Annotated in this window: 27 protein-coding genes; 12 read left to right on the plus strand and 15 right to left on the minus strand. The window is 68.3% G+C overall.

Translation table 11 applies throughout. From position 1 onward, the window contains the following. Nucleotides 1–177: 177 nt before the first annotated feature. The gene (locus tag EJI01_RS05110; RefSeq protein WP_126836025.1) at nt 178–1,086 is read left to right on the plus strand and encodes a c-type cytochrome; all 909 of its coding nucleotides are present in this window, start codon (nt 178–180) and stop codon (nt 1,084–1,086) included. A 28-nt stretch (nt 1,087–1,114) separates the two neighbouring features. Here EJI01_RS05110 and EJI01_RS05115 read toward each other — a convergent pair whose 3' ends face one another. Together EJI01_RS05115 and EJI01_RS05120 are read right to left on the minus strand one after the other, a co-directional pair. Then, nucleotides 1,115–2,092 carry a tripartite tricarboxylate transporter substrate-binding protein gene (locus tag EJI01_RS05115; RefSeq protein WP_260602328.1) on the minus strand — a complete coding sequence of 326 codons (978 nt, stop codon included), beginning with the start codon at nt 2,090–2,092 and terminating at the stop codon, nt 1,115–1,117. 36 nt (nt 2,093–2,128) lie between these two features. Then, nucleotides 2,129–3,328, minus strand: coding sequence for a M20 aminoacylase family protein (locus EJI01_RS05120; protein ID WP_126836027.1), 1,200 nt, complete (start codon nt 3,326–3,328; stop codon nt 2,129–2,131). A gap of 100 nt (nt 3,329–3,428) precedes the next feature. Here EJI01_RS05120 and EJI01_RS05125 point away from each other — a divergent pair, with 100 nt between their 5' ends. Further along, a complete protein-coding gene (locus EJI01_RS05125; protein WP_126836028.1) occupies nt 3,429–3,617 on the plus strand; it encodes a hypothetical protein in 189 nt (62 codons plus the stop codon). Between the two features lie 21 nt (nt 3,618–3,638). Here the strand turns inward: EJI01_RS05125 and EJI01_RS05130 are convergent, their stop codons facing one another. The 4 genes from EJI01_RS05130 to EJI01_RS05145 all read right to left on the minus strand — a co-directional run bounded on the left by EJI01_RS05130 (nt 3,639) and on the right by EJI01_RS05145 (nt 7,347). Further along, nucleotides 3,639–3,950, minus strand: coding sequence for a plasmid stabilization protein (locus tag EJI01_RS05130; protein WP_126836029.1), 312 nt, complete (start codon nt 3,948–3,950; stop codon nt 3,639–3,641). A gap of 107 nt (nt 3,951–4,057) precedes the next feature. Continuing rightward, nucleotides 4,058–4,672, minus strand: a complete 615-nt coding sequence (locus EJI01_RS05135) for a hemerythrin domain-containing protein (RefSeq protein ID WP_126836030.1) — start codon at nt 4,670–4,672, stop codon at nt 4,058–4,060. A gap of 29 nt (nt 4,673–4,701) precedes the next feature. Continuing rightward, nucleotides 4,702–4,953, minus strand: coding sequence for a hypothetical protein (locus EJI01_RS05140; protein ID WP_126836031.1), 252 nt, complete (start codon nt 4,951–4,953; stop codon nt 4,702–4,704). Nucleotides 4,954–5,001: 48 nt separating this feature from the next. After that, nucleotides 5,002–7,347: an ATP-dependent DNA helicase gene (locus EJI01_RS05145; RefSeq protein ID WP_185878816.1), complete on the minus strand. Its 2,346-nt coding sequence runs from the start codon at nt 7,345–7,347 to the stop codon at nt 5,002–5,004. Nucleotides 7,348–7,429: 82 nt separating this feature from the next. Here EJI01_RS05145 and EJI01_RS05150 point away from each other — a divergent pair, with 82 nt between their 5' ends. Further along, nucleotides 7,430–7,852, plus strand: a complete 423-nt coding sequence (locus EJI01_RS05150) for a CopG family transcriptional regulator (RefSeq protein WP_126836033.1) — start codon at nt 7,430–7,432, stop codon at nt 7,850–7,852. Between the two features lie 27 nt (nt 7,853–7,879). Further along, entirely contained in the window at nt 7,880–8,968 is a 1,089-nt protein-coding gene (locus EJI01_RS05155; RefSeq protein ID WP_126836034.1) for an alpha/beta hydrolase family esterase, read from the plus strand. Between the two features lie 11 nt (nt 8,969–8,979). Here the strand turns inward: EJI01_RS05155 and EJI01_RS05160 are convergent, their stop codons facing one another. Together EJI01_RS05160 and EJI01_RS05165 are read right to left on the minus strand one after the other, a co-directional pair. Further along, nucleotides 8,980–9,612 carry a response regulator transcription factor gene (locus tag EJI01_RS05160; protein WP_126836035.1) on the minus strand — a complete coding sequence of 211 codons (633 nt, stop codon included), beginning with the start codon at nt 9,610–9,612 and terminating at the stop codon, nt 8,980–8,982. Between the two features lie 137 nt (nt 9,613–9,749). After that, a complete protein-coding gene (locus EJI01_RS05165; protein WP_126836036.1) occupies nt 9,750–10,124 on the minus strand; it encodes a response regulator in 375 nt (124 codons plus the stop codon). Between the two features lie 113 nt (nt 10,125–10,237). On the opposite strand from EJI01_RS05165, the gene EJI01_RS05170 reads away from it, so the two are divergent. Further along, nucleotides 10,238–10,420, plus strand: a complete 183-nt coding sequence (locus EJI01_RS05170; RefSeq protein ID WP_126836037.1) for a hypothetical protein — start codon at nt 10,238–10,240, stop codon at nt 10,418–10,420. 176 nt (nt 10,421–10,596) lie between these two features. Here EJI01_RS05170 and EJI01_RS05175 read toward each other — a convergent pair whose 3' ends face one another. Then, nucleotides 10,597–12,984: a catalase gene (locus EJI01_RS05175; protein WP_221885636.1), complete on the minus strand. Its 2,388-nt coding sequence runs from the start codon at nt 12,982–12,984 to the stop codon at nt 10,597–10,599. A 157-nt stretch (nt 12,985–13,141) separates the two neighbouring features. On the opposite strand from EJI01_RS05175, the gene EJI01_RS05180 reads away from it, so the two are divergent. Together EJI01_RS05180 and EJI01_RS05185 are read left to right on the plus strand one after the other, a co-directional pair. Next, nucleotides 13,142–13,960 carry an SDR family NAD(P)-dependent oxidoreductase gene (locus tag EJI01_RS05180; protein WP_126836039.1) on the plus strand — a complete coding sequence of 273 codons (819 nt, stop codon included), beginning with the start codon at nt 13,142–13,144 and terminating at the stop codon, nt 13,958–13,960. Further along, a complete protein-coding gene (locus EJI01_RS05185; protein ID WP_126836040.1) occupies nt 13,947–14,450 on the plus strand; it encodes a CinA family protein in 504 nt (167 codons plus the stop codon). The genes EJI01_RS05180 and EJI01_RS05185 overlap by 14 nt, the downstream gene beginning before the upstream one ends. A 15-nt stretch (nt 14,451–14,465) precedes the next feature. Here the strand turns inward: EJI01_RS05185 and EJI01_RS05190 are convergent, their stop codons facing one another. Further along, complete coding sequence (locus EJI01_RS05190) at nt 14,466–15,761, minus strand: NRAMP family divalent metal transporter (RefSeq protein WP_126836041.1); 1,296 nt, start codon at nt 15,759–15,761, stop codon at nt 14,466–14,468. 192 nt (nt 15,762–15,953) lie between these two features. Here EJI01_RS05190 and EJI01_RS05195 point away from each other — a divergent pair, with 192 nt between their 5' ends. Continuing rightward, nucleotides 15,954–16,940, plus strand: a complete 987-nt coding sequence (locus EJI01_RS05195; RefSeq protein ID WP_126836042.1) for an SDR family oxidoreductase — start codon at nt 15,954–15,956, stop codon at nt 16,938–16,940. On the opposite strand, the gene EJI01_RS05200 is transcribed toward EJI01_RS05195, so the two are convergent. Both EJI01_RS05200 and EJI01_RS05205 read right to left on the minus strand, forming a co-directional pair. Beyond that, complete coding sequence (locus EJI01_RS05200) at nt 16,915–18,054, minus strand: YihY/virulence factor BrkB family protein (protein ID WP_126836043.1); 1,140 nt, start codon at nt 18,052–18,054, stop codon at nt 16,915–16,917. The genes EJI01_RS05195 and EJI01_RS05200 overlap by 26 nt on opposite strands. A gap of 112 nt (nt 18,055–18,166) precedes the next feature. After that, nucleotides 18,167–19,069 carry a LysR family transcriptional regulator gene (locus tag EJI01_RS05205; protein WP_126836044.1) on the minus strand — a complete coding sequence of 301 codons (903 nt, stop codon included), beginning with the start codon at nt 19,067–19,069 and terminating at the stop codon, nt 18,167–18,169. Between the two features lie 108 nt (nt 19,070–19,177). Between EJI01_RS05205 and EJI01_RS05210 the strand changes: the two genes are divergently transcribed. The 3 genes from EJI01_RS05210 to EJI01_RS05220 all read left to right on the plus strand — a co-directional run bounded on the left by EJI01_RS05210 (nt 19,178) and on the right by EJI01_RS05220 (nt 21,539). Then, nucleotides 19,178–19,936: an SDR family oxidoreductase gene (locus EJI01_RS05210; protein WP_126836045.1), complete on the plus strand. Its 759-nt coding sequence runs from the start codon at nt 19,178–19,180 to the stop codon at nt 19,934–19,936. Nucleotides 19,937–20,199: 263 nt separating this feature from the next. Next, entirely contained in the window at nt 20,200–20,679 is a 480-nt protein-coding gene (locus tag EJI01_RS05215; protein WP_126836046.1) for a peptidylprolyl isomerase, read from the plus strand. Nucleotides 20,680–20,693: 14 nt separating this feature from the next. Beyond that, entirely contained in the window at nt 20,694–21,539 is an 846-nt protein-coding gene (locus EJI01_RS05220) for a DUF6216 family protein (RefSeq protein ID WP_126836047.1), read from the plus strand. 41 nt (nt 21,540–21,580) lie between these two features. Here the strand turns inward: EJI01_RS05220 and EJI01_RS05225 are convergent, their stop codons facing one another. The 3 genes from EJI01_RS05225 to EJI01_RS05235 all read right to left on the minus strand — a co-directional run bounded on the left by EJI01_RS05225 (nt 21,581) and on the right by EJI01_RS05235 (nt 24,190). Continuing rightward, nucleotides 21,581–21,781 (minus strand): hypothetical protein, encoded by a 201-nt coding sequence (locus EJI01_RS05225; RefSeq protein WP_126836048.1) that lies wholly within the window; start codon nt 21,779–21,781, stop codon nt 21,581–21,583. Between the two features lie 168 nt (nt 21,782–21,949). Next, nucleotides 21,950–23,488 (minus strand): autotransporter domain-containing protein, encoded by a 1,539-nt coding sequence (locus tag EJI01_RS29640; RefSeq protein ID WP_126836049.1) that lies wholly within the window; start codon nt 23,486–23,488, stop codon nt 21,950–21,952. A 378-nt stretch (nt 23,489–23,866) separates the two neighbouring features. Then, nucleotides 23,867–24,190, minus strand: coding sequence for a hypothetical protein (locus EJI01_RS05235; RefSeq protein WP_126836050.1), 324 nt, complete (start codon nt 24,188–24,190; stop codon nt 23,867–23,869). A 225-nt stretch (nt 24,191–24,415) separates the two neighbouring features. Between EJI01_RS05235 and EJI01_RS05240 the strand changes: the two genes are divergently transcribed. Beyond that, the gene (locus tag EJI01_RS05240; RefSeq protein WP_126836148.1) at nt 24,416–25,477 is read left to right on the plus strand and encodes a pirin family protein; all 1,062 of its coding nucleotides are present in this window, start codon (nt 24,416–24,418) and stop codon (nt 25,475–25,477) included. Nucleotides 25,478–25,479: the final 2 nt, after the last annotated feature.

The raw sequence follows: 25,479 nt of genomic DNA on the forward strand, positions 1-25,479 counted from the left end.
TCATTTTTAGACGTATACGACATTTTTGCTTCCATCATCCATTTATAGAGAGTTTGCCATGCCCCCCGATCTATGCCTCTTTGAAGTGCGCCGTCCCGCGCGGTGGACAGCCTTCTGCCAGCACGTGCCCGGTCTGTCCGCATCCGGCGGCGCGCCGCGCCAGGCGAAGGAGCTCGCATGACAACGACGTCCAGGCGGTGGCTCAAGCGGGGTGCGCTCGCGCTGGTGGTCCTGATCGCGCTCGCCGCCGCCGCCCTGTTCGCCGGCGACCAGCTGGCCCGCCGCAAGATGCAGCGCAAGCTCGACGTCGCGGTGAAGGCCGTGCCCTTCCGCGAAGACGCCGCCGCGCTCGAACGCGGACGCTACCTCTACGCCTCGCGCGGCTGCGTCGACTGCCACGGCGCCCAGGGCAACGGCAGGACTTTCGTCGACGACGGCAAGGGCCTGCGCATCGCCGGACCCAACATCAGTCCCGGCCCGGGCAGCGTGGTCGCCGGCTACACGCCGGCAGACTGGGTGCGTGCCATTCGCCACGGCGTCGGCCCGAACGGCCGCGTGCTGATGGTGATGCCGAGCGAGGACTACAACCGCTTCACCGATGACGACCTCGCCTCCCTGGTCGCCTACATCCGCAAGATGGCGCCTGCCGCGGGCGGCGCAGCGGTGCTCGACCTGCCGCTGCCGATGCGCGCCTTCTACGGCTTCGGCCTGATGCACGACGCCGCCTCGAAGATCGACCACGCGCTGCCGCCCGCGCAGCCGGTGCCCGAGAGCGTGAGCGTCGCGCATGGCGCCTACGTGGCCAACATGTGCCTTGGCTGCCACGGCGCGAAGCTCGAAGGCGGCAAGATCCCCGGCGGCCCGCCCGACTGGCCGGCTGCCGCCAAGCTGACACCCGGCGACGGCACGTCCATGACGCGCTATGCCGACGCCGACGCCTTCGCGCGCATGTTCAAGTCCGGCAAGCGCCCGGACGGCACGCCGATCAAGGTCATGCCCTTCGAGTCGCTCGGCCAGATGAACGACACGGACGTGCGCGCGCTCTTCCTGTACCTCAAGAGCTTGCCATCGAGCCCGCAGGGATAGCGCACCGCGCGCCCTTTCGGTCGCGGCTCTAATCGATCTTCGCGCCCGAGGCCTTGACCACCGCGCCCATCACGTCCCAATCGGCGCGCAGCAGCTTCTGGAAGTCCGCCGGGCTGGTGGTGCGCGCCGGCTCGATGCCCAGGCGCGCCAGCCGCTCCTTCATGGCCGGATCGGCGAGCACCTTGACGACCGCTGCGTTGATCTTGTCGACCTCGGCCTTGGGCGTGCCGGCAGGCGCCAGCAGGCCGATCCACGAATCGAACTGGTAGCCCGGCAGGCCGCTTTCGTCGGCGGTCGGCAGGTTGGGCAGGAAGGGGCTGCGGACCTTGCCGGTGGAGGCCAGCGGCTTGATGCGCGCATCGCTCTGCAGGCCGATCACGCCGATGCTCGATGAGGTCACGGCCTGCACGCGGCCGGCCAGCAGTTCGTTCACCGCCTCGCCGGTGGACTTCATCGGGATGTGCGTCATCTGCAGGCCCGCCTTGGCGAGGAAGGAGGCCATCGCGAGATGCGTGGCGCTGCCGTTGCCGGCCGAGGCGTAGTTGTACTTGCCCGGATTCGCCTTTACCTCGCGGATGAACTCGGCCGTGTTCGACACCTTCATGTCGCTCGAGGCCACGACCACGTAGCCCGCATTGCCGATGTCGGCCACGCCGACGAAGTCCTTGAGCGGGTCGTAGGGCAGCTTGCTATAGAGATGCCCGGCGATGTGGTGGCTGGCCGCCGCCAGCACCAGCGTGTTGCCGTCGGCCGGCGCCTTGGCGACGATGGCCGCGCCCACCGTGCCGCCGGCGCCGGCGCGGTTCTCGACGATCACGCTGGCATTGAGCGCCGACCCCAGCTCGTTGTTGAAGGCGCGCGCCACGGTGTCCTGCACGGCGCCGGTGCCGAAGGGCACGACGATGCGGATCACGCGCTGCGCATGCGCAGGCGCCGCGGCCGCGAGGGCCAGCAGGCCGGCGGCCGCGAAGGCGGCCAGGGAACGTCGGGTGAACGGGTGGGACATGGAAGCGGCCGCTTTCGTCATGGTTGCTTTGGAAGTTCAGGTGCCGGCCGGAAGCCAGCGCTCCACCAGCTTCACGAAGTAGCTGGCGCCGATCGGAATGATCTCGTCGTTGAAGTCGAAAGACGTGTTGTGGATGATGCAAGGACCGGGCCCGTGGCCATCGAGGCGGTGGTCGCCGTCGCCGTTGCCGAGGAAGGCGTAGCAGCCGGGCCGCGCGAGCAGCATGTGGGCGAAGTCCTCGGCGCCCATCACGGCCGGGAAGTCGTCGGTCACCATGTCCTCGCCCACCACCTCGCGCATCACGCCGGCCGCGAACTGCGCCTCGGCCTTGTGGTTGACCACCGGCGGCGAGGCGCGCACGAAGCTCACCTCGGCCGTGCACTCGTGCGCCTGCGCGATGCCCTGGGCCAGCGTGCGCAGGCGCTCCTCGATGCGGTCCAGCGCAGGAATCGAGAAGGTGCGCACCGTGCCGCCGAGCGTGGCCACGTCGGGAATGACGTTCGGCGCATCGGAGCCTTGCAGCTGCGTGACCGCGAGCAGCGCGCGCTCGGTGCTGGCGATGGTCTTCGGCACCAGCGTCTGCAGCGCCTGCGCCAGCGCGACGACGGCGCCCACCGGGTCGATGCCGGTATGCGGCATCGAGGCATGCGTGCCGCGGCCGCGCATCGTGACCTTGTAGGTGTTGCTCGAGGCCATCAGCGCGCCTTCGTTGAGCGCGAAGCGGCCGACCTCCCCCACCGGAAAGTTGTGCAGCGCGAACACCGCGTCGCACGGGAAGCGCTCGAAGAGCCCGTCTTGGATCATCTTCTTCGCGCCCGCCTTGCCCATCTCCTCGGCCGGCTGGAAGATGAAGTTCACCGTGCCGTCGAAGCGGCTGCCTTTCTGCGCCAGGTGCCAGGCCGCCGCCAGCAGCATCGTCGTGTGGCCGTCGTGGCCGCAGGCGTGCATCCGGCCCGCGTGGGTGGACTTGTGGGCGAACTCGTTGGCTTCATGGAGCGGCAGCGCATCCATGTCGGCGCGCAGGCCGATGCTGCGCGTGCTCGTGCCCTGCCGCAATACACCCACCAAGCCGGTGCCGGCGATGCCGCGGTGCACCTCGACGCCCCACTCGGCGAGCAGCTTCGCCACTTTCTCCGAAGTGCGGTGCTCTTCGAAACCCAGCTCGGGATGGGCGTGGATGTCGCGGCGGATGTCGACGAAGCGGCTGACGTCTGCGAAGGAATCGGCGAGGTTCATGGAGGCGCGGCTGGAGGGCAGAGCCCCGGATTCTGACGCAGCTTGGCCCGGCGCGCGTCCCGGCCTACGATCGAGCATTACCGATCCGATGAGGCCCACCATGAGCAACGAGCTGCGCAGAAAGCTGCACGAGCTGCAGGAACTGTCGAACAACGCGCCCGATCCGCAGACGCGCGCCATCATCGAGGCGCTGCGGCTTCAGACCGCGATTCTCAACGAGCGGCTGTTCGCCATCGAGCTGCAGCTGGCCGAGCTCACCAAGGGCGGCCTGCCGCAGCCCGAGCCCTGAGCGCCGCGCTCCGAGCCGCGCTCACCCGCGCGCAGCGGCGTTGCGCTTGCGCGTTGCGGCAGCCTTCTTCGCCGAGGCCGAGCGCTCCGCGGCGCTGCGGCCGGCGGAGGCCGCGCCTCCGATGTGGCCGCCCTTGCGCGAGGGCGCATGGCTTTCGGCCTTGCCGCGGCCCGAGCCGCTCTTCTTGCCGCCGCCGGTCTCCGCATTCACCGTGGCCCAGGCGCGCCGCTCGGCTTCGCCCTTGGCGACGCCGCGTTTCTCGTAGCCTTCTTCGATGTGCTCGGCCTTGCGCTTCTGCTTGCCCGTATAGGACGATTTGTCACCTCTTGGCATAGCGACTCCTTTCCATTGCTGGAGCTCGAATGGTCCACGCGCTGGCGCTGCGCAGGGTAGGACCGTCAAGTCCCTGCGCGTCAGTGCTGTCCCGCGGCGCGCGGTGCTCAGCGGCGCAAGAGCCTTCTCGTGGAGAAGGCCCGCGTCCGATGCCGCGAGCCCACCAGCACGCACCCGGCTGCCGCAGCGGCCACCACCAGGGTGATCGCGATCTTGTTGCCGGAGGCCGCGCGCGCCATGTTCAGCGCGATCTCGCCGCTGCGCGGCGCGACCAACTCCATGCGGCGCTTGGTCATGCGCAGGCCGAGCTCCCCGAGCTGGTCCGGGATCAGGCGCTCGGCTTGCGGAAGAACCTGCGTCTCCTCGTCGGCGACGTGGTGCAGCACATTGCGCATCAGGGACATCAGCGTGGCGTCGTAGTCGATCGCTTCCGGCTCCATGCGCCGAAGCAGGTCGATCAGGCGCCGCATTTCGGCGTGCTCCGACACGCTGTCGCCCAGGATGGCATCGCCGCCTTCGATGTCGCCCATCGCGGGATAGAAGATCTCCTCCTCGAGCTGGGCATGGATTTCCAGCGCGGTGAAGATGGTGCTGGCCAGACCTTTCCTGACTCGCGCGGGCGCGGCGCCCTTGTATTGATGAAAGGTGGACAGCACGTGCGTGTGGTCCAGCCGGATCATGTTGGTGACTGAGGGCAGGAGGCGGGAGCTGAGGGTCGACATGGGATTCGTCCTGTTCGAATTGGAAAGCCTCAGCGCTTGTCGCGCTGCATGCGTTCGGCTTCGTCCAGCTGCGCGGCGTCGGTCCCGATATCGGGCGTGCCCGGAAAGCCGGTCTTGTCGTGCGCCTTGCGCCCCATGCGGCTGCCTTCCATCGGATCGTCCTGTCCGATCGCGCGGTTCTGGTCGATGTTGCGGCCGGAGGCGTCGCCGCGGTCGCCGAGCCGGGTCTCGTTCTCGCCCAAGGGGCTGGGCGGGCCCGGGCGTGCTGTCTTGTCAGCCATTGCGTTTCCTTTCCTAGACTGGAAGCCGCCAAGGCTGCGCTTCGCGATTCACCGACCGCGCAGGCCGGCTTGCCGCCTCTGCGTAGGCGATGCCGCACCGGCCTCGATGCGCGCGAACAAGGGCTGCACATGCCACCAGCCCGGCAGCAGCGCGCGGATCTCCTGCCGCGCGAAGCGGTCGTCGAGCAGGTACAGCACGCCCGCGTCCTCTTCGCTTCGGATCACGCGCCCGGCGGCCTGCACCACCTTCTGCAGCCCCGGATAGACATAGGTGTACTCGTAGCCGTCGCCGAACAGCGCCTGCATGCGCTCTCGCATGATCTCGTTGGCCTCGTTGTGCTGCGGCATGCCCAGGCTGGCGACGAAGGCGCCGACCAGCCGGTCGCCCGGCAGGTCGATGCCCTCGCCGAAAGCGCCGCCGAGCACCGCGAAGCCGATGCCCTGGCCGCCGGGCGCGAAGCGCGCGAGAAAGGCCTCGCGCTCCGCCTCCCGCATGCCGCGCGACTGCGCCCACACGGGCACTTCGGGATGCCGCGCGGCGAAGGCCCGCAAGGCGCTGTCCAGGTAGTCGAAGCTGCTGAAGAAGGCCAGGTAGTTGCCCGGACGCTCGGCGAACTGGCCACCGATGATGGCGACGAGCGCCGCGAGCGAGCGGCCGCGATCGCGGAAGCGCGTCGAGACGTCCATCGCCACGCGCACCGTCAGCTGCTCGCTGCGGAAGGGCGAGCCGACATCCAGCGTGGCCGTGTCCTCCGGCAGGCCCAGCGTGTCGCGGTAGAAGGCAAAAGGCGCGAGCGTGCCGGAGAAGCAGGCCGCCGACGCGCAATCGGCGAAGCGCTGTTCGAGGAAAGGCGCCGGCACCAGGTTGCGGATCGCCAGCGATGCGGCGCCGCCCTCGCCGAGAGTGGATTCGAAGACCGAATGCGTGCCGAAGGCATCGGCCAGGCGCAGGAAATGCAGCGCATCGAAGAAGAAGCGCTGCAGCGGACCTTGCGCTTCGTCGGGGCGGGCGGCGAAATGTTCGGCCATGGCCGAGACCGCCTCCTGCAGGGCGCGCTCGAAGCGCTCGGCGATGGCCTCGTGCGCCTGGTAGGCGACGGCCTGGTCGCGCTGCTGCAGCGCCCACTCGCGCTGCAGCTTGCCCAGCATCGGCTTCAGGCCGGCCGGTGCATGGCGCCGCGCCTCCGCCAGGGCCTCTGTTTCCAGCTCAGCGCTGTACATGCCGCGCGCGCGGCCCAGCAGGTTGTGCGCCTCGTCGACCAGGAGCGCCACGTGCCACTCTTCCTCCTTCGCCAGCGCGTAGAGGAAGGCGCTGCTGTCGAAGTAGTAGTTGTAGTCGCCCACGATCACCTCGCACCAGCGCGTCATCTCCTGGGACAGGAAGTAGGGGCAGACCTGGTGCGCCAGCGCGATGCGGCGCGTGGCCTCGCGGTCCAGCCAGCCCGCTTGCGCGGCTTCTGCGCGTGCCGCGGGCAGGCGGTCGTAGAAGCCGCGCGCGAGCGGGCAGGCCTCGCCGTGGCAGGCGCGGCCCGGGTATTCGCAGACCTTCTCGCGCGCCGCGAGTTCGAGCACGCGCAGCGGCGCGCGCCCGTCCGCGAGCAGGCGCAGGCTGTCGAGCGCCAGCGCCCGGCCCGAGGTCTTGGCCGTCAGGAAGAAGATCTTGTCGATGCGCTCCGAAGGGCGCGCCTTGAGCAGCGGGAACAGGGTGGCCACCGTCTTGCCGATGCCGGTGGGCGCCTGCGCCAGCAGGCAGCGGCGCGAGGCGGCCGAGCGGTAGATGGCCTGCGCGAGTTCGCGCTGGCCATGCCGGAATCCGGCGTGCGGAAAGGACAGCCGGGCGAGCGCCTCGTCGAGTTCCGCGCGATGACTCGCCTCCTGTTCGGCCCACGCGAGATAGCGCGCGCACAGCGCCTCGAAGTCTTCGCGCAGAGCCTCGCGCGTCCAGCTCTCGGCCAGCGCGAACTCCTCGCCGGTGGCGAGTTCGAGGTACACCAGCGCGACCTCGATGCCGGGCAGCGAGCGCTCTTCGCACAGCATCCAGCCGTAGACCCTGGCCTGCGCCCAGTGCAGCGCGCGATGGTTCGCCCGGATGGCCGCGAACTCGCCGCGAAAGGTCTTGATCTCTTCCAGCCGCCGGCGCGCGGGGTCATAGCCGTCGGCACGGCCGCGCACCTGCAGCCGGCCGAAGCACGCGGCGAGCGCCACCTCGCGCTCGTAGTCCTCGTCGCGCCGGCCTTGCACCAGCCGATGGCCGGCGATGCCTTCCAGCGCCGTCGGCGCGGGCATGAAGCGCAGGTCGAGGTCGCCGGCTTTGGCGGCGAAGGCGCACAGCGACTTCACCGAGACCGCGAAGCGCGGTTCGATGGCAGTGGGAGAGGCGGGTTCGGTGCGCATTGCCGTAGTCTGTATGAATATACAGTCGTGTCCGCAAGAAAGACAAAAACACCATCCACTTGGATGGTGGTAGGATGGCGTCATGCCGAGAAAAAGCGCCACCCTGACCTCCGCCGCAAAGCCGGTCGACGAAAAGATCACGATCAACGTGGGCTGTGTCGATCTCGGGCAAATCGACCTGCTGGTGCAGGAAGGCTTCTATGCCAACCGCACCGACCTGATCCGCACCGCGATCCGGAACCAGCTAGCCACGCAGATCGACGTGGTGCGCCAGGTCGTCTCGCGCAAAGCCCTGGTGCTCGGCATCCAGCACTACTCCGCCGCCGACCTGCAAGCGGTCCAAGCGGCGGGCGAGACCTTGCAGATCCGCGTGCTCGGGCTCGCCTCGATCGCGCTCGACGTCACCCCTGCGCTGGCGCTGGCCACCATCGAGTCCATCACCGTGCTGGGGGCGCTGCATGCGAGCCCGGCCGTGAAGGCGGCGCTCGCCGGGCGCATCGGCTGAACACCAACCCCTTTTTGAAAGACCAAGATGAACCCTGACTTCAAGCATCTGATGGCGGAAGCGAACCGGCTGACCCGGGCGGGCGACCTTCACGCGGCGACCGCCGCGATCCAGGCCGCGCTGGGCAGCATGGGACTCGCGCAACCGATGCCGGGCGACATGCCCGGCGACATGCCGGGCGTGATCGACGTCGAGGCCCGCCCAGTGCCCGAGCGCCGGCCGGCGGGCGTCGATCCGGAGGCGCCGGCCGCGTACGTCGATGCTCCCGCTTCGGGCAGTTTCATCGCCGGCAGCTTTGCCGACGCAGCCGGCCGCCGCGACTACAAGCTCTTCGTCCCGCCGCAGGCCGGCGAGCGCGCGCTGCCTTTGGTCGTGATGCTTCATGGCTGCACCCAGAATCCCGACGATTTCGCAGCCGGCACGGCGATGAACGAGGCGGCGCTGGCGCAGGGCTTCTTCGTGCTGTATCCGGCGCAGTCGCGCCAGGCGAATCCGCAGGGTTGCTGGAACTGGTTCAAGCACAACCATCAGCAACGCGGCCGCGGCGAGCCGGCGCTCCTGGCGGGCATGACACGCGATGTGATGGCGCGCCACGCGATCGACCCCCAGCGCGTCTACGTCGCCGGGCTGTCGGCGGGCGGCGCGATGGCCGCGATCCTGGGTGAAGCCTATCCCGACCTGTTCGCGGCGGTCGGGGTCCACTCCGGCCTGGCAGCGGGTGCCGCATCCGACTTGCCGGCCGCTTTGATGGCGATGAAGGCCGGCGGCGCGCTCCAGGGCGATGTGGCCAGCGGCGTGCCGACCATCGTCTTCCACGGCGATGCAGACGCCACCGTCCATGCGAACAACGGCGCCCAGGTCATGGCCGCGAGTGTGGGAAAAACGACCTCCGTCGAAGTCGAGCATGTGCAGGGCAACGGCGGCCGCGGCGCAACCCGGCGTTCGCACCGCTCGGCCGATGGGCGCGTGGTGGCCGAACACTGGGTGGTCCACGGCGGAGCTCACGCGTGGTCGGGGGGCAGCGCCAAGGGCTCCTATACGGACGGCCGGGGCCCCGACGCCAGCGCCGAGATGCTGCGCTTCTTCTTCGAGCATCCACGGCTGCCGGTGCACTGATCGCCGGGCGCTCAGTCGATCAGCTTGTTCTTCAGCGCGTAGTAGGTGAGGTCGCTGTTGGAGGAGAGATTCATCTTCTCCATCATGCGCGTGCGGTAGGTGCTCACGGTCTTCACCGACAGCGACAGATGATCCGCGATGCGGCCCGCGGTTTCGCCCTTGGCCAGTTTCAGGAACACCTGGAACTCGCGCTCCGACAGCTGCTCGTGCGGCGCGGAATCGTCCCTGCGGTCGAGCTGGCGCGCCAGCAGCTCGGCCACGCCGGGCGTGATGTAGCGGCGGCCCAGCGAGACGACGCGGACCGCGTTCACGATCTCGATCGGCTCGCATTCCTTGTTGAGGTAGCCGCTCGCGCCCTGGCGAATCAGGTTCATCGCGTAGTGCTCTTCGGGGTAGCCGCTCAAGACGAGGATCCCGACCTCCGGCGCCTTGGCACGGATCATCGCGATGGCATCGATGCCGCTCTGCCCGGGCATCGACAGGTCCATGACCAGCACATCCAGCTCCGTGGTGCGCACCAGCTCGATCGCTTCGCGCCCCGTGGCGGCTTCGCCGACCACGCGCAGGTCCACATGCTGGGAAAAGAAGTCGCGCAGCCCCGTACGCACGATGGCGTGGTCGTCGACGATGCCGATCTTGATCACTCGTTGCCCTCCTTGTGGTTCTTGCAGCGGTTCTTGTCAGACCGCCGGCCCGCTCGAAGGATGCTGCAGAACGCTGCGCACGTGCGTGGGCGCGCAGCCTGCGCATGCGTAGGCCGCAGACGCGACGCGCTCGGCGGTCAGTCTGGCGCTGCTTGCAGGCAGTAGTCGAAGAAGGCCTCGAGCTCGGTGGACTTGTCGAAGACTGCGTCGGCGCCGGCATCCAGGCAGGCGGACCGCGTCGATGGCGCGGGATAGTTCGTCAGGACCACGACGCGCTGGCTGGGCTCGCGACCCGCGCACCACGCCACCACACCGAGGCCGGTGCCCTGCTTCAGGAAGAAGTCGACGACGGCCAGATCCCACTGGCCCTTGTGCTTGCCAAGCCACGCGATCGCTTCATTCTCCGACTCGGCCGTGGCCATCACGCTGGCCGATCCGAGGTCGGCCAGCGCCGGAATCAGGCTCTCCCTGATTCTGGGGTTGTCTTCGACGAGGAACACCGTGAGCGCCATGAAATGAGTCCGTTTCTTGTTCTGCCCGATTCAGGCTAGTCCGCGATGGGCTTCGGTCAGTGGGCGCTCAGGAAGCATGGCGGTAGGATGATGCCGATACCACAAGGAAGCACATGGACAAGAAGACCGCCCAGGTCAGCGCGAAGTTGAAGTGGGAAGCCGCGTGCGAGCGGCTGGCCTTCGCCTTGAATCCTCCGGCGGGCATACCGTCCGAGGACGCGCCGGATCTCGAGACGGCGGTGCGCTTGGCACAGGCCGCACTCGACGAAATCCGCGAAGCCTTCAAGTCCGACTGAAGGTCGACGAGAGCGGCATCTCGTTCGAGCCGCCGCTGCCGAACTCCTAGCGCAGCGATACCCGTAGGTATCGCGAGCATTTGCAACGCCGCAGCGCGCCCGCATCGGGCGGACAGCACCGACCGCTTTCAGTGATTCAGTGATTCAGTGATTCAGTGATTCAGTGATTCAGTGGATTAGAGCCGCGGCGGGTCCGAGTCGCGCTCCGGATGCTTGTGCTTCGACACCGCCGCGATGAAGTCCGCAGCCACCCGCGACGCATCGCGACCCTCCGCGTAGAGGATGCCGGGGTCCGGCGCACCCGAGGGCAAGGTGGTCGGCATGCCGAGCTTCTCGGTCAAGGCGTGTGACGCGCCGAGCACCAGCAGCGTCTTGCAGTGCCGGTAGGTGTTGACGATGAACTCGGCGGTGTTGCCGATGCGTGCCAGCGCATCGACGCCCGCCTGCCCATCGGGCAGCACCACCGCGTCGAACAGCACGGGCGGCGTGTTCTCGAGCGAGGCATCGGCTTCCAGCGTGCCGCCATCGGCGGTCGCGATGCTGCCCAGGCGCGGCGCGACGATGCGCGCGACGGCGCCGGCATCGACCAGCGCGGCCTGCAGCGCGGCCAGCGATTCGCCTTCCACGCCGTCGGCGGCGAGCAGCGCGATCTTGCGTGCACGCACGCCGCCGTTGCCCGGTCGCGCGGTGAGCGAGAGCGCGGGTGACGTTTCGATCTCGGGCGGCTGCGGCCGTTCGAGCGCCCTGGGCATCGGCGGCGGGACCGCGATGCCCAGGCCTTCCGCCACGCGTGCCGCCAGCTCGGGCGACACGTGGACCAGCCCGGACACCATGCGCTCGCGGATCGCCGGCACGGTGAGCTTGGAGAGCTCGAAGCGGAAGCCGCCGACGATGTGCGCCTTCTCCCACTCGGTCTGGCTGTTCCAGAACAGCGTGGCCTGCTGGTAGTGCTCGGCAAACTTCTCCGGCTTGCCGCGCAGCTTGTCGCCCTCGGCCGGATCGGGGAAGGAGACGAAGCCCTTGGCGCCGGCCTGGAACGGGCAGCCGCCGGCGAGCGAGTTGGGCTCGTAGGCCACGCGGCCGCGGTGCAGCGCCTGGCGCTTGATGCCGTCGCGCTGGTTGTTGTGCACCGGCACGATGGGCGCGTTGATCGGGATCTCGTGGAAATTGGCGCCGCCCAGCCGCAGGATCTGCGTGTCCTTGTACGAGTGGATGCGCCCGGCCAGGAGCGGGTCGTTGCTGAAGTCGATGCCTGGCACCACGTGCGCGGTGCAGAAGGCGACCTGCTCGGTCTCGGCGAAGAAGTTATCGGGGTTGCGGTTGAGCACCAGGCGGCCCACGCGCTGCACGGGTACCAGTTCCTCGGGCACGATCTTGGTCGGATCGAGGATGTCGAAGCTCCAGTGGGCCGATTCTTCCTCGGTGAACACCTGCAGCCCGAGCTCCCACTCGGGGTACTCGCCGGCCTCGATCGCTTCCCAGAGGTCGCGGCGATGGAAGTCGCAGTCCGCGCCCTGGATCTTGACAGCCTCGTCCCACACCAGCGAATGGGTGCCGAGCTTGGGCTTCCAGTGGAACTTGACGAAGCGGCTGCGGCCTTCGGCATTCACCATGCGGAAGCTGTGCACGCCGAAGCCTTCCATCATCCGGTAGCTGCGCGGGATGGCGCGGTCGCTCATCACCCACATCATCATGTGCGTGCTTTCGGGGCTCAGCGAAATGAAGTCCCAGAAGGTGTCGTGCGCGCTGGCGGCCTGCGGCATCGCATGGTGCGGCTCGGGCTTCACGGAATGGATGATGTCCGGGAACTTCATCGCGTCCTGGATGAAGAAGACCGGCATGTTGTTGCCCACCAGGTCCCAGTTGCCTTCGTCGGTATAGAACTTGACCGCGAAGCCGCGTACGTCGCGCGCGGTGTCGACCGAGCCGCGCTCGCCGGCCACGGTGGAGAAGCGCACGAAGACCGGCGTGACCTTGCCCTTCTCCTGGAAGGGAGCGGCGCGCGTCAGGTCGGTCAGCGCCTCGTAGGCCTCGAAGAAGCCGTGCGCGGCCGAACCACGCGCATGCACGATGCGCTCGGGGATGCGCTCGTGGTCGAAGTTGGTGATCTTCTCGCGCAGGATGAAGTCTTCCAGCAGCGTGGGCCCGCGCAGGCCGGCCTTGAGCGAGTTCTGGTTGTCGCCGATCGGCACGCCCTGGTTGGTGGTGAGCACCCGGCCGCTCGAATCCACGCGCACGCGATCGAGCGAGCCGGCAGTCGCATTCACGCCCGGCGCGGCGCCCTGGCCGGTCTTGGTCGAGGCGTTGGCCTCGCTCAGCGTGCTGCCCGTGACCGAGGGCGCGGCGGGCTGGGCGGTGGCGCCCTCGGGCGGCATGACGGCGCTGTCGCGGCCCTTGTCGAGCGCCTTGTTCGGGTTGTAGGGCATCGATGCGGCGAGCGCATCGACCTGCTGCGCGTGAAGGGCGAGCGCATCGCCGCTCGAGCCGTCGACGCCGTGCGCCGGCGCGCTGGATGTGTTGCGGGCAGCCGCCTTGTCGGCGCTCTTCTTCCGGGAGGTGGGCATGTGTAATCCTTCGCGTGTGAGGGAAGGCGATTGCAATGCGCTCGCCGAGGCATCGATGTCAGTCATCGCCGCTTCCGAACCCGATGCCGTCCGACACCGGCCGCACGGAGCGCTACGTAGCGTCCACGGCATCGCCACTTCATGCGAGGGAAGCACCATGGAATCGTCCGACCTCCGTCCTCTCGCGCTCGTGACCGGCGCGTCCTCCGGCATCGGCCTCCACCTGGCCAAGCAGGCTGCGCAGAACGGCTTCGACCTCGTGATCGGCGCCGACGAGCCGCTCGAGCAGGCCGCGGGCGAGCTGCGAATGATGGGTGCCGAGGTGACCAGCGTGCAGGCGGACTTGGCGATGCGCGAGGGCGTCGACAAGCTGCTGCTCGCCGCCGGCGAGCGCAACATCGATGCGCTCTTCGCCAATGCGGGGCACGGCCTCGGCGGCGCCTTTCTCGACCAGGACTTCACCGCCGTCCAGCACGTGATCCACACCAACATCACCGGCACCATCTACCTGCTGCAGCGCGTGGCGCGCCACATGAAGGAGCGCGGCCAGGGCCGCATCCTCATCACCGGCTCGATCGCCGGCTTCCAGCCCGGCAGCTTCCAGGCCGTCTACAACGGCACCAAGGCCTTCATCGACTCCTTCTCCTTCGCGCTGCGCAACGAGCTCAAGGACACCGGCGTCACGGTCAGCTGCCTGATGCCGGGCGTGACCGACACGCACTTCTTCGCGCGCGCCCACATGCTCGACACCAAGCTGGCGCAGCAGGAGGACAAGGCCGATCCGGCCGAGGTGGCCAAGCTGGGCTTCGATGCCATGATGAAGGGCGAGGCCGACGTGATCGCAGGCTGGAAAAACAAGATGCAGGTCGCGCTCGCCCATGTGACGCCGTCCGACACGCTGGCCGAGCAGCACCGCAAGCTGGCCCAACCCGGGAGCGCACGCGAGCCGGAGCGCGCCGGCCATGCCGAACGGTGACGGCACGGCGGCAGCCAAGGCCGCCGCGGAGTACCTCGCGAATCACGGCCTGGTGCTGGTGACGGCCGAGTCCTGCACCGCCGGCCTGATCGCCTCGCACCTGGCCGAGGTGCCCGGTGCGGGCCGCGTGCTGGAGTCGGCCTTCGTGGTGTACGACCCCAAGTCCAAGCAACGCTGCGTGGACGTGAGTGCCGAGACCCTCGATCGCTACAACCTCACGAGCGAGCCCGTCGCGCTCGAGATGGCCCGCGGCGCGCTCAGGCACAGCGACGCGAACCTGGCGATCGCCAACACCGGCGTGGCCGACGATGCCGACCCGGCGGTCAAGCCCGGCACCCAGTGCTTCGCGTGGGCCTTTCGCGAAGGCAACCGCACGCAGGTGTTCACCGAGACCAAGCTGTTCGACGGCAACCGCAACGAGATCCGCGAAGCCGCCGCCGACTACGCGCTGCGGCGCATCGCGCACTACCACCGGCGCTTCAAGCCATGAGGGGCCGGGCGCCGCTCAGCCCACGGAAACCACCAGCAGCGCGAGCGAGGCCGCCGCCATCGCGGCCGTGGCCAGCCAGCCCAGCAGCTTCCACTTGCGCGGCAGCACGATCTCGCCCATGACCTTGGGGCTGGAGGCCGCGATCATCACGGCCACCATCACCGGCACCGAGATCACCGCGTTGATCACTGCCGACCAGTAGAGCGCCGAAATCGGATTCACGCCCGACAGGCCGATGGCGACGCCGATCGCCATGGCGGCGGCGAGAATGCCGTAGAAGCTGCGGGCCTTGGCCAGCGGCAGGTTCAGGCCCTTGCGCAGGTGGAAGTAGCTCGCCACCGCATCCGCCGCAGAGCCGGCGAGCACGGGCAACGCCAGCATGCCGGTGCCGATGATGCCCATCGCGAACAGCAGGAATGCCGCGTCGCCCGCGATCGGGCGCAGCGCCGCGGCGGCCTGCGCCGTGGTCTCGATGTCGGTCTTGCCGTTGACATGCAGCGTGGCTGCGGTGGCGAAGATCATGAACAGGGCGATCAGGTTCGAGAAGCCCATGCCGACCGCGGTATCGATGCGCAGCCGTCGCAGCTGGCGGCGCGCCTGCTCGGGCGCGCGGCGCAGCGGCTGGTCCTCGGGCACGCGCTTGATCTCCTCGCATTCCTGCGCCGCCTGCCAGAAGAACAGATAGGGACTGATGGTGGTACCGAGGATGGCGACGACGGTCGTGACGTGATCCTTGCTCCACTTGAAGGAAGGCACGACGAGCTCCTTGAGCGCGGTGGCCCAGTCCACGCCGACCACGCAGACGACGCCCACGTAGGCAAAGAGCGACAGCGTCAGCCACTTGAGCACGCGCACGTAGCGTTCGTAGGGCAGGAACACCTGCAGCAGCAGCGACAGGACGCCGAAGCCCACCGCGTACCACGCGGGCCGGCCCGGCAGCACCATGGCGGCCGAGTCGCCCATGGCATTGAGGTCGGCGCCGAGATTGATGACGTTGGCGATGAGCAGCAGCAGCACCAGCGAAGCCACCAGCCATTTGGGGCAGAAGCGTTCGAAGGCCCCCACCAGCCCGTGCCCGGTGACCCGGCCGATGCGCGCGCTCGCGAGCTGGATGCCCACCATCAGCGGGTAGGTGAACAGCATCAGGGACCCCGCGCCGTAGCCGAGCTGCGCTCCAGCCTGCGAGTACGTCGCGATGCCGCTCGGGTCGTCGTCCGCGGCGCCGGTGATCAGGCCCGGCCCGAGCTTGGCCCACCAGCCTTCTTTGGCGCCGTCGCTCGCAGGATTCGCGTTGGAAGTGGGAGTGCCCATGGTGGCTCCAAGGAACAGCAGCGCTCGCACCTTCGCCGGGCCGCGCGTGCCGGCTCATCGGCCGGTGCCGCGCAGCGCTGTGGGACTTCGTCGAGTCTGGGCGGTGGACGAGGCCTTGGACGACAAGGGGCGCAGCGCCTGCTGACTACGGTGAATCGGATCAACCCCCTCAACCCGCAGGAGCAAAGAGCCATGACTTCTTCTTCCGATTCCGACGATGTCGCCGTGAAGCAGCGCAAGGTGCAACGCGAGCAGGACGCCAAGGATCGCGCCGCCCCCGACAAGCCCAAGAGCAAGAAGCCTGTGCAGGCCGGCCACCGCCCCGAGCCCGAGAACCCGATGCCGGCGCAGCATCTCAAGAAGCCCGGGCTCGAAGCCGAGATGGACCTGCAGCCGCGCTTCAAGGCCTCGGGCTACCTCGGCAGCGGCAAGCTCGACGGCATGGTGGCGCTGGTGACCGGCGGCGACTCGGGCATCGGCCGCGCGGTGGCGCTGCTGTATGCGCGCGAGGGCGCCGAGGTCGCGATCGTCTACCTCGATGAAGAGCAGGTCGATGCCGAGGAGACCAAGCGCTGCGTCGAGGCCGAGGGCAAGCACTGCGTGCTGATCCCCGGCGACGTGCGCGACCCGGCCTTCTGCAAGCGCGCCGTCGAGGAAACCGTGCAGGCCTTCGGCAGGCTCGACATCCTGGTCAACAACGCCGCGTTCCAGCTGCACGCGGCCAGCATCGAGGACATCACCGACGAGCGCCTCGACCTCACCTTCAAGACCAACATCTACGGCTACTTCCAGATGGCGCGCGCCGCGGTGCCGCATCTGCGCAAGGGCGGCTCGATCATCAACTCCGGCTCCGTCACCGGGCTGGAGGGCAGCCCGCAGCTGCTGGACTACGCGACCACCAAGGGCGCGATCCATGCCTTCACCAAGTCGCTCGCGAGCAACCTGCTGGACAAGGGCATCCGCGTCAACGCGGTCGCGCCGGGTCCGGTGTGGACGCCGCTGAATCCCTCCGATCGACCGGCCGAGGAGGTGCAGAACTTCGGCAAGCACACCGACATGAAGCGGCCCGCGCAGCCCGAAGAGATGTCGCCGGCCTACGTGTTCCTCGCGGCACCGTGCTGCGCGAGCTACATCACCGGCATCGTGCTGCCGATCACCGGGAGCGTGGGCGCGGTCTAGCGCGGCGCTGGCGCCGGTACCAGTGCGAAGCCAGCGCGTTGCCTAGCGTCACGGCGCCGAGCAGCAGCAGCTGGCGGATGAGCACGGCGCTGGCGCGCGCCACGCGGCGGTCGATCTCCGCCTGCGCGGTGGCCGTGCGGCCCAGCCCTGAATAGTCTGCTGGCGGCGGCGTTTCGACCGATGCCACCGCCGCGCTGCCGTCCACGCGATCGGTGCCGGCCGCGTCCTCGGCCGCGCTCGCCTCGGTGGCCGCCACCGCCTTGGCGCCCGAGACGGAGCCATGCTCGTTGGCATAGACCTTGGTGAACTCGGCGCCCAGCAGGAAGATCTGCGCCGCGTAGTAGACCCAGGCCACCAGCACCACCAGCGAGCCCGCCGCGGCGAATGATTCGTTGACGCCGCTCTTGCCGAGGTAGAGCCCGATCGCGAGCTTGCCGAGCTCGAACAGAAGCGCCGTGACGCCGGCGCCGATCCAGACGTCGTGCCACGCGATGCGCGCCGTGGGCATGAGCTTGAAGATCATCGCGAACAGCACGGTGATGATGCCCAGCGAGATGAGAATGTTGAGCGCCTGCAGCAGCAGCTCCCACCCCGGCACCAGGCCGCCGAACCAGCTGCCGAAGGCGGCCAGGGCCGCGCTCACCAGCAGCGACACCATCAGCAGGAAGGCCAGCCCGAGGATCAGGCCGAAGGACAGCAGCCGCGCGCGCAGCACGGCCCACACGCCCGAGGGCTTTTCTCTTTCCGGCACGTGCCAGATGCGGTCCAGAGCGCTCTGCAGCTCGGCGAAGACCGTGGTGGCGCCGATCAGCAGCACCACCACGCTGATCAGGCCGGCCACCAGCCCCTTGCCTGGCTCGTCGACGCTGCGCAGCAGCGACTCCACCGCGACGGCGCCCTCGCGCCCCACCAGTCCCGAGACCTGCGCCACGATCTCCCCCTGCGCCGCTTCGCGCCCGAAGAGCGCGCCGGCGATCGCGATGACGATCACCAGCAGCGGCGCCAGCGAGAAGATGGTGTAGTAGGAGATGGCCGCGCCCATGCTCGGGGCGTAGTCGTCGACCCAGGCCATGACGGCCTTGCGGCACAGATCGAAGAGCTGCTTGGCTTTCATGGCGTGCGAATGTCGTGGTGGACGCAATGTCTTGCTCCGCGCGCCGCTGCGCCATGCGCCAAGCTTGCGACTTGGAGTAGGCGGCGGCTCACGCCATGCGCCGCAGCCGCGGCTAGCGCTTCGACACGCCGCCCAGCACCCGCACCAGCTCGTCGTACACCAGCCGCACCCGCGCCGGCACCGGCGAACGCTGCACGCGGTAGACGTACACCGGCCAGGGCTCCGGCGCCTCCGCATCGAGCACCGGCACCAGCTCGCCCGACTGCAGCCCCGGCTCGGCCAGCGGTGCGACGAGCTGGCTGAAGCCCAGGCCGGCCAGCACCGCCGCGCATTCGGCATCGGTGTCGTCGGTGATGAAGGCGGGCGAGGACAGCGTCATCAGCCGCCCCTTGCTGAATGGCCAGGGCCACGGGCGGCCGGAGTTGCGATCGATCAGCGCCGTGAGCGGCAGGCGTGCGAGTTCGTCGATGCTTTGCGGCACGCCGGTGCGCGCGATGAGCGACGGCGCCGCAAACACGCGCAGCGCCATCGTGCCGACCGGCTTGGCCACGAAGCGGCTGTCGCGCAAGGGGCCGGCGCGCACGCCGACGTCGATCTGCTCGGCGACCACGTCGGCCAGCTGCTCCGAAAGCCGCAGGTCCAGCGTGAGCCCCGGATGCGCTGCCAGCATGGGCGCCAGCGCCTGCGGAATCAGCCGGCGGCCGAGCACGCTGGGCGCCGCCACGCGCACCGTGCCCGCATGCTGCGAGAGCGCGCGGCGGTCGATGCGATGGAAGAGCTGGTCCACGCCGCCGACTGCCGCGCGTGCCCGCTCGGCCAGCTGGCGGCCGAAGTCGGTGAGCTGCACGCCGCGCGTGCTGCGGTGGAACAGCGGCTCGCCCAGCTCTTCCTCGAGCTCGCGCACCGCGCGCGTGACGACCTGCGGCGAGACCGACAGCCTGATCGCCGCATCGCGGAAGTTGGCAGCATCGGCGGCGGTGCAGAACACGCGCAGGGCTTCGAGGCGGTTGGACATTGGGGTATTCCGGTTTGGCGAATTCTGAACTCGCCAGAGTTTCATTTACGGGAACGCTCGGATTTTCCACACTGAGCGTCTCTTCAACACCCTCCAAAGGAAAGCACCATGACATCCGTTCAAGACAACATCCAGGGCAAAGTCGCCATCGTCACCGGCGCGAGCAGCGGGCTCGGCGAATCGACCGCGCGCCATCTCGCCGCACGCGGCGCCAAGGTCGTGCTCGCGGCACGCCGCACCGACCGGCTCGAGCAGGTCGTCGCCGAAATCCGCGAGGCCGGCGGCGAGGCCATTGCGGTCGCGACCGACGTCGCCAAGCGCGCCGACCTGGACAAGCTGGCCGCCGCTGCCGTCGAAGCCTTCGGCCGCATCGACGTGCTGGTCAACAACGCCGGCGTGATGCCGCTGTCGCCGCTGGACAAGCTCAAGGTCGACGAGTGGGACCGCACCATCGACGTCAACATCAAGGGCGTGCTCTACGGCATCGCGGCCGTGCTGCCGCGCATGAAGGCGCAGGGCAGCGGCCACATCGTCAACGTCGCGTCGATCGCGGGGCTGAAGGTGTTCACGCCGATCGGAACCGTGTACAGCGCGACCAAGCATGCGGTGCGGGCGATCTCCGAGGGCTTGCGTGTCGAAGTCGGCAACAGCGGCGTGCGCGTGACCATCGTGTCGCCGGGTGCCGTCGAGTCGGAACTCAAGCATGGCAGCAGCGACCCGGAGAGCGCGGCTGGCGTGAAGGCGTTCTATGACGCGAACCAGATTCCGGCGGACTCGGTGGCGCGCGCGGTGGTCTATGCGGTCGAGCAGCCGGCCGACGTGGACATCAACGAGGTGGTGCTGCGGCCGGTGTCGCAGGAGTTCTGAGCGGCAACAGCGCCCGGTCAGGCGCGCTCATTCATTCCCCCCGCGCGGCAGACGAATGCCGGCCCACGACCGGTGCTCGCACCATCCTTGTGTGCGGCGCGGCGGGGAATCGCGTCAATGCGCTATGGCCTCTGAGCCTGGCCGCAGCGGGAAGTTGCCGACGGTGATCACTCGACCCATCGTTGCGAAACCGGCGAACGCCACCTTGATAAAAGGTGGACGAAAATTGCCCACCTTGCACTCAATCCGCAGCACAACTTCTCATGAAAATCCAAAAGGACTCCGTCGTCACCCTCCGCTACAAGGTGGCCGACGCCGCCACCAACAAGCTCATCGAAGAGAGCCGCGACCCCATGGTCTATCTGCATGGCGGCTATGACAACACCTTCCCCAAGGTCGAGGCAGCGCTGGAGGGCAAGGAGGCGGGCTTTCAGACCACGCTGAATCTGCAGCCCGAAGATGCGTTCGGTGCGCGTGACGAGTCGCTGGTGCGGACCATCTCGAAAGCCGACTTCCCGCCGGGCGTCAAGGTGGGCGGCCAACTCGAGGGCCGCAACGACAAGGGCGAGCCGCAGGTCTTCACGGTGATGAAGATCAAGGGCCCGCAGGTGATCCTCGACGGCAACCACCCGCTCGCGGGCAAGGCGCTCAAGTTCAGCGTGACGGTGACCGGCGTGCGCGCCGCGACCGAGGAGGAGATTGCCCATCGCCATGTGCATGGCGAGCACGGGCACCATCACTGAGCATGGGCGGAGCGATGGACTCCACCACGCTTTCCGCGATTCCCGGCGTTTTCAGCATCGCTGCGCCGGTTCTGCTGGCACTGGCCTTCATTTGGGTCGTGCGGCGTACTGAATCATTCCATGTGCCGGTACGCCGCCTGTGGCAGCTCGTCCACGGCAATCAGGAGATCGCCGACCCGGACGTACGCTCGTTTGTTGACGAGCAAACGAGTCTGGTTTCATTCCGCATGTTTGCCGGTGTCCCGGCCGCAAGTTTGGACGAGGCCCACAGGCTCATACAGTGGACGAAGCTCAACGGCGTTCAGATGAGAACAGTGCGCCTTTGTGGCGAGTACTTTGATGCTGGAACGTGCCAGATCCGCGTGCACAAGCTGCCTGGTCGGCCGCGGCAGATTGCGAGGTTGATCGGATTCGTCATTGCGGTGGTGATGGGCGCAGTGAGTGCCGCGAGCCTTCTGTCGGACCGCCCGCTCTTGAGTCTCAAAGCGACCTCGAAAACGTTCTTTGGAACAGCCACGGAGGCTCAAGCAGCCTGGCCTCTCTGGCCGCTAGACCCTGCCCCTCTGCGCTTGGCAGATTGCTCCAAAAGTGAGAGCGAAAACGCGGCGCGCACGACATTCACGGGGCCGGAGGTGAATGTGCTCTGCGACATCTTCAAAGCAGAAGACACGTCCGCCTTCATGAAGGAAGCTCTAATGAAGCAACGTTGGAATTTGGCTCAGTTCGCGTTGGTCGTGGCATGGATCTCGTGGCTTTTGCTGGTGGCATTGGCCAGAGCAACTGCAGCCAGGAGCCTTGCGCGGCGAAGCGTGGGTCCATCGCTTGGCGGGCACCAGCTCAGCTTTGACTGGCACAAGTGACAATACCGTTTGAGGCGGCGTCGGCTGTCTCGCGCCGAGCGCTATCGCGCTCTCGAATTCCGATCGCTCCAAAGCTTCGACAACCCCGCCGCAACGCTCTCGCGGCTCGGCGGCGTCCCGGCGCTCGCAGCGTCATCCGCTGCGGCAATGCCGTTCTCCATCGTTTCTGCCTCCGTTGGCTGCGTGCTCACGGGCGGCATCACTGTGGGGTCGATGTCGGGGGGTGGGATGGCGATGGGCATGGCGTGACTCCTTTACAGCTGCGACTGATTGCAAGGTAGCCCTCGGCCCCGCCCGGCCTGTAGGAAGCCGCCGTGGTCGGCACGGGCAGCCGTCCCGGCTTCGTGTCGGACCCGCCAGCGTCCGGCTGCCAGCGCACTCTTCTGCGTGCGCTGGACGACAGCCTCGCTCTAGAAGCTCACGCGCAGGCCGATGGTGCCCTGGACCGACGATTTGACCCGGGCATCGCCGCCTGCGCTGGACACGCGCCCGAGCTCGCCGTACACGGTGGTGGCGGGTGTCAGCGCCAGCGACAGGCCGGCCGCCACTTCCGTCGCGGTGTAGCCGCTTGCACCGGAGATGACGGTGCTGCCGGCGGTGCCGACGAAGGTCGCCACGTCGGTGCCCGAACTGGCGCGGTAGACGCTGAAGCGCGCATAGGGCTGCAGCCGGCCCGCGCCGGTGGGAATGTCGCCCTTGATGCGCACGCCCAGCCGTCCGATCCAGCCTGCTTGAGTGTCCTGGTGCACTTGCGCGCCGGCGATCGACACGTCGTCGAAATGTGTTCTCTGGCGGATGAGCTGTGCTTGCGGCTCGATGCTCCAGTTCTCGGCGAGGGCGAAGGACTTGCCGGCTTCTATCGATGCCGAGAAGCTTCGGGCCTTGCCCGACACCGTGAGGCCGCCGTCGGGCCGCACGCTGTAGCGGTGGCGGCCCGCTTGCAGCACGGCATCGACATACCAGCCGCTCGCGTCCCTCCAGGTGGCATAGCCGCCGAGGTAGTGCGACTTCAGATCGGTGTTGCCGACCCGGCCGAAGGTGCCGCGCGCGTTGCCGCTCACATCGACGTCCCCATTCAGCGAACCGACGTAGAGGCCGGCGCGCCAGTTGCTGCCACCCAGGAGGTCGGCGCCTGCCTGCAGGCCGCTCACCTGGCCTCGGCTGTGCGGAGCCGCGCTGCCGTGCTGGCGGATGTCGAGGTCGGTGTAGACGGCACGCACCCACGCTTGCCGGTCGGGCCCCGAATCGCCGATCCGGCGGTGCAGGTTGCCCAGCATCGCGAGATCCGCCTGGCGAAGCTGCGCCGGGAGGGCGGAGAAGAGCGGCATTTCGTTGCTATAGGCGAGTGCGGCAGGGGCAGGCGTGATTGCCTTCTTGTCGGGCTCTGCAGCCGCGGGCTCGCTCTGGGCCGCTGCCGTTTCGGGGCTCTTTGCCTCCCCTCCTTCGGCCTGCGCCGCTGGGGCCGCTGCCGCGGGTGCGGGTGCCGGTGCCGGTGCGGGCGCTGGTGCTGGTGCCGGTGCCGGTGCCGGTGCTGGTGCTGGTGCTGGCGCTGGTGCTGGTGCTGGTGCTGGTGCTGGTGCTGGCGCTGGTGCTGGTGCTGGTGCTGGTGCTGGTGCTGGTGCTGGTGCTGGTGCTGGTGCTGGTGCTGGTGCGGGTGCCGGTGCCGGTGCCGGTGCCGGTGCAGGTGGATGTGAGGGGCACTTCGGGACCTTGCCCACGTCCTTGTCGTTCCCGCAGTCCGCCGCTGATGCAGCACCTGCGAAAGCGAGAAGCGCCGCCGCCACGCAAGCTTGCAGCCCCTTGGCCAGCGCAAACTCAGGCGCTCGGAGCGGCAAATCGGAAGGCGGGGTGCCGGTCGCCGCCGACTTGCCGAGGCCTGTCGCAAGCTCCGATGCCACGGCCCAAAGACCTTTGGCGGCATTCCAGATGATCCTGAAAACACGGTTCATATCGACTCCTCCATCCCCCGCCGAAGCGGTAATTGAATACTTTTGACTTTAGTACCGAGGTATTCATTTTCTAAGGAAGGAGTTCACACAATCGGTTACATAACGGTGTTCTGGCGGTCCAATTGCTATGGTTTACATAGCAGGCAGGCCCCATCCCACGAGTGTTCGTGAGATTTTTCACATTGCAGGAGGATGAGGCGCGGCGCCTCGGAGGGGGCAAGGCAGCCCGGGAAATGAAACCAGGCGCTCGGCCAGGCGAGCGCCGCCCCAGGGCCGGCCTGGGCGCTAGGAGATCAGATGAAAGCCGGCGTCAGATGCACTTCGCCGGCAAGGCTCAGGTTGGGGTCGCGCGACTGTATGGAGGCGAACCGGCAGTTGTCAGACCCACCAGCGCCCGGCGGCCAGCGCGGCGGCCAGGGCGAGGGGGCTGGTGCTCTCGGCGGCACTCCATGCGAGCTGCGATACATCGCCGCCGCCGGGCACGCTGGACGCCGCCATCAGCGCGAAGGTGCAGATGCCGATGGCGTAATAGCCCATCACGGCGAGGAAGGGGACGGCAAAGCCCATCACCGGGCCGCGCGCCTTGCGCTCGGCAGCGGCCATGCTCGGCAACGGCACTTCGGCATGCTGTGCAGCGGTCGCTTTGGCGGACCGCTCGCGCATCTCGAAATGGCGGTGCTGCAGTTGCTGTTCGATGTTCATGCAGTTGTCGTTCGTGGGGATCGATGGCTCCGGGCGCGAATTGTGAACGGATCGACGTCGCGCCCATCCAACGAACAGCCGGGATTTTCCCCTTCTGTTGTTCCGCAGACGGTGCGACTGCGTTGCACCCGCCGCACTTCAGGAACAGGACGCCGCCCCCATGTGTGAGGGATCGCTCCTCTCGCATCCGACAGAATGAGCGCCCCGCAAGAAAGCACGCACGCCATGACCGCCACCGCCACTGTCACCGCCAGCCCCATCGTCCAGATCAAGGCCCTGGGCTTCCCCTGGGAAACGATCGACCCGTTCCTCTTCTGCGCCTACCACGACGATGCCTACCCCAGGGCCAACGGGCAGATGGGGCCCGATGCCCCGCTGGCCGGGCGCGACCTGGGCCAGGACTTCAGCCGCAAGGACGGCTGGAGCATGTACCACGGCAATCCCGTGCCGGGCTTCCCGGGGCATCCGCACCGCGGCTTCGAGACGGTGACCATCGTGCGCAAGGGGCTGATCGATCACTCCGATTCGCTGGGCGCGGCCGCGCGCTTTGGCGGCGGCGACGTGCAGTGGCTCACGGCCGGCAAGGGCATCGTGCATTCCGAGATGTTCCCGCTGCTCGATGCTTCCGCGCCCAATCCGCTGGAGCTGTTCCAGATCTGGCTCAACCTGCCGGCGCGCAGCAAGATGGCCGAGCCGCATTTCACGATGTTCTGGGCCGAGGACATTCCGCGCTTCACCGCGATGGACGCCGACGGCCATGCGACCGAGGTTTCGGTCGTCGCGGGGCGGGTCGCGCCGGTGGACGGCGAGCCGGGCGCCGGCGGCCCGCTGGCGCCGCCGCCCGATTCGTGGGCCGCGCAACCCGACGCGGACATCGCGATCTGGACGATCCGCATGGGGCCCCATGCCTGCTGGATGCTGCCGGCCGCGGCCGGCGAGGGCACGCGGCGCAGCCTGTATTTCTTCAAGGGCGCTTCGGTCAGCGTGGCGGGCCGGAAGATCGAGAACCATGCCGCCATCGAGCTGCGCGCCGACACCAAGGTGGAGCTGGTCAACGGCGACGAGCCGACCGAGTTCCTGATGCTGCAAGGCCGCCCCATCGGCGAGCCGGTAGCGCAGTACGGCCCCTTCGTGATGAACACGCAGACCGAGATTGCGCAGGCCATGGCCGACTACCGCCGCACGCAGTTCGGCGGCTGGCCCTGGCCCGACATGGCGCCGGTGCATGGGCGCGACGCGGCACGTTTTGCGCGGCATCCGGACGGGCGCGAAGAGAAGCCGAGTTAGGG

Origin of the sequence: Variovorax sp. MHTC-1, assembly GCF_003984645.1 — a bacterium.
GTDB lineage: Bacteria > Pseudomonadota > Gammaproteobacteria > Burkholderiales > Burkholderiaceae_C > Variovorax.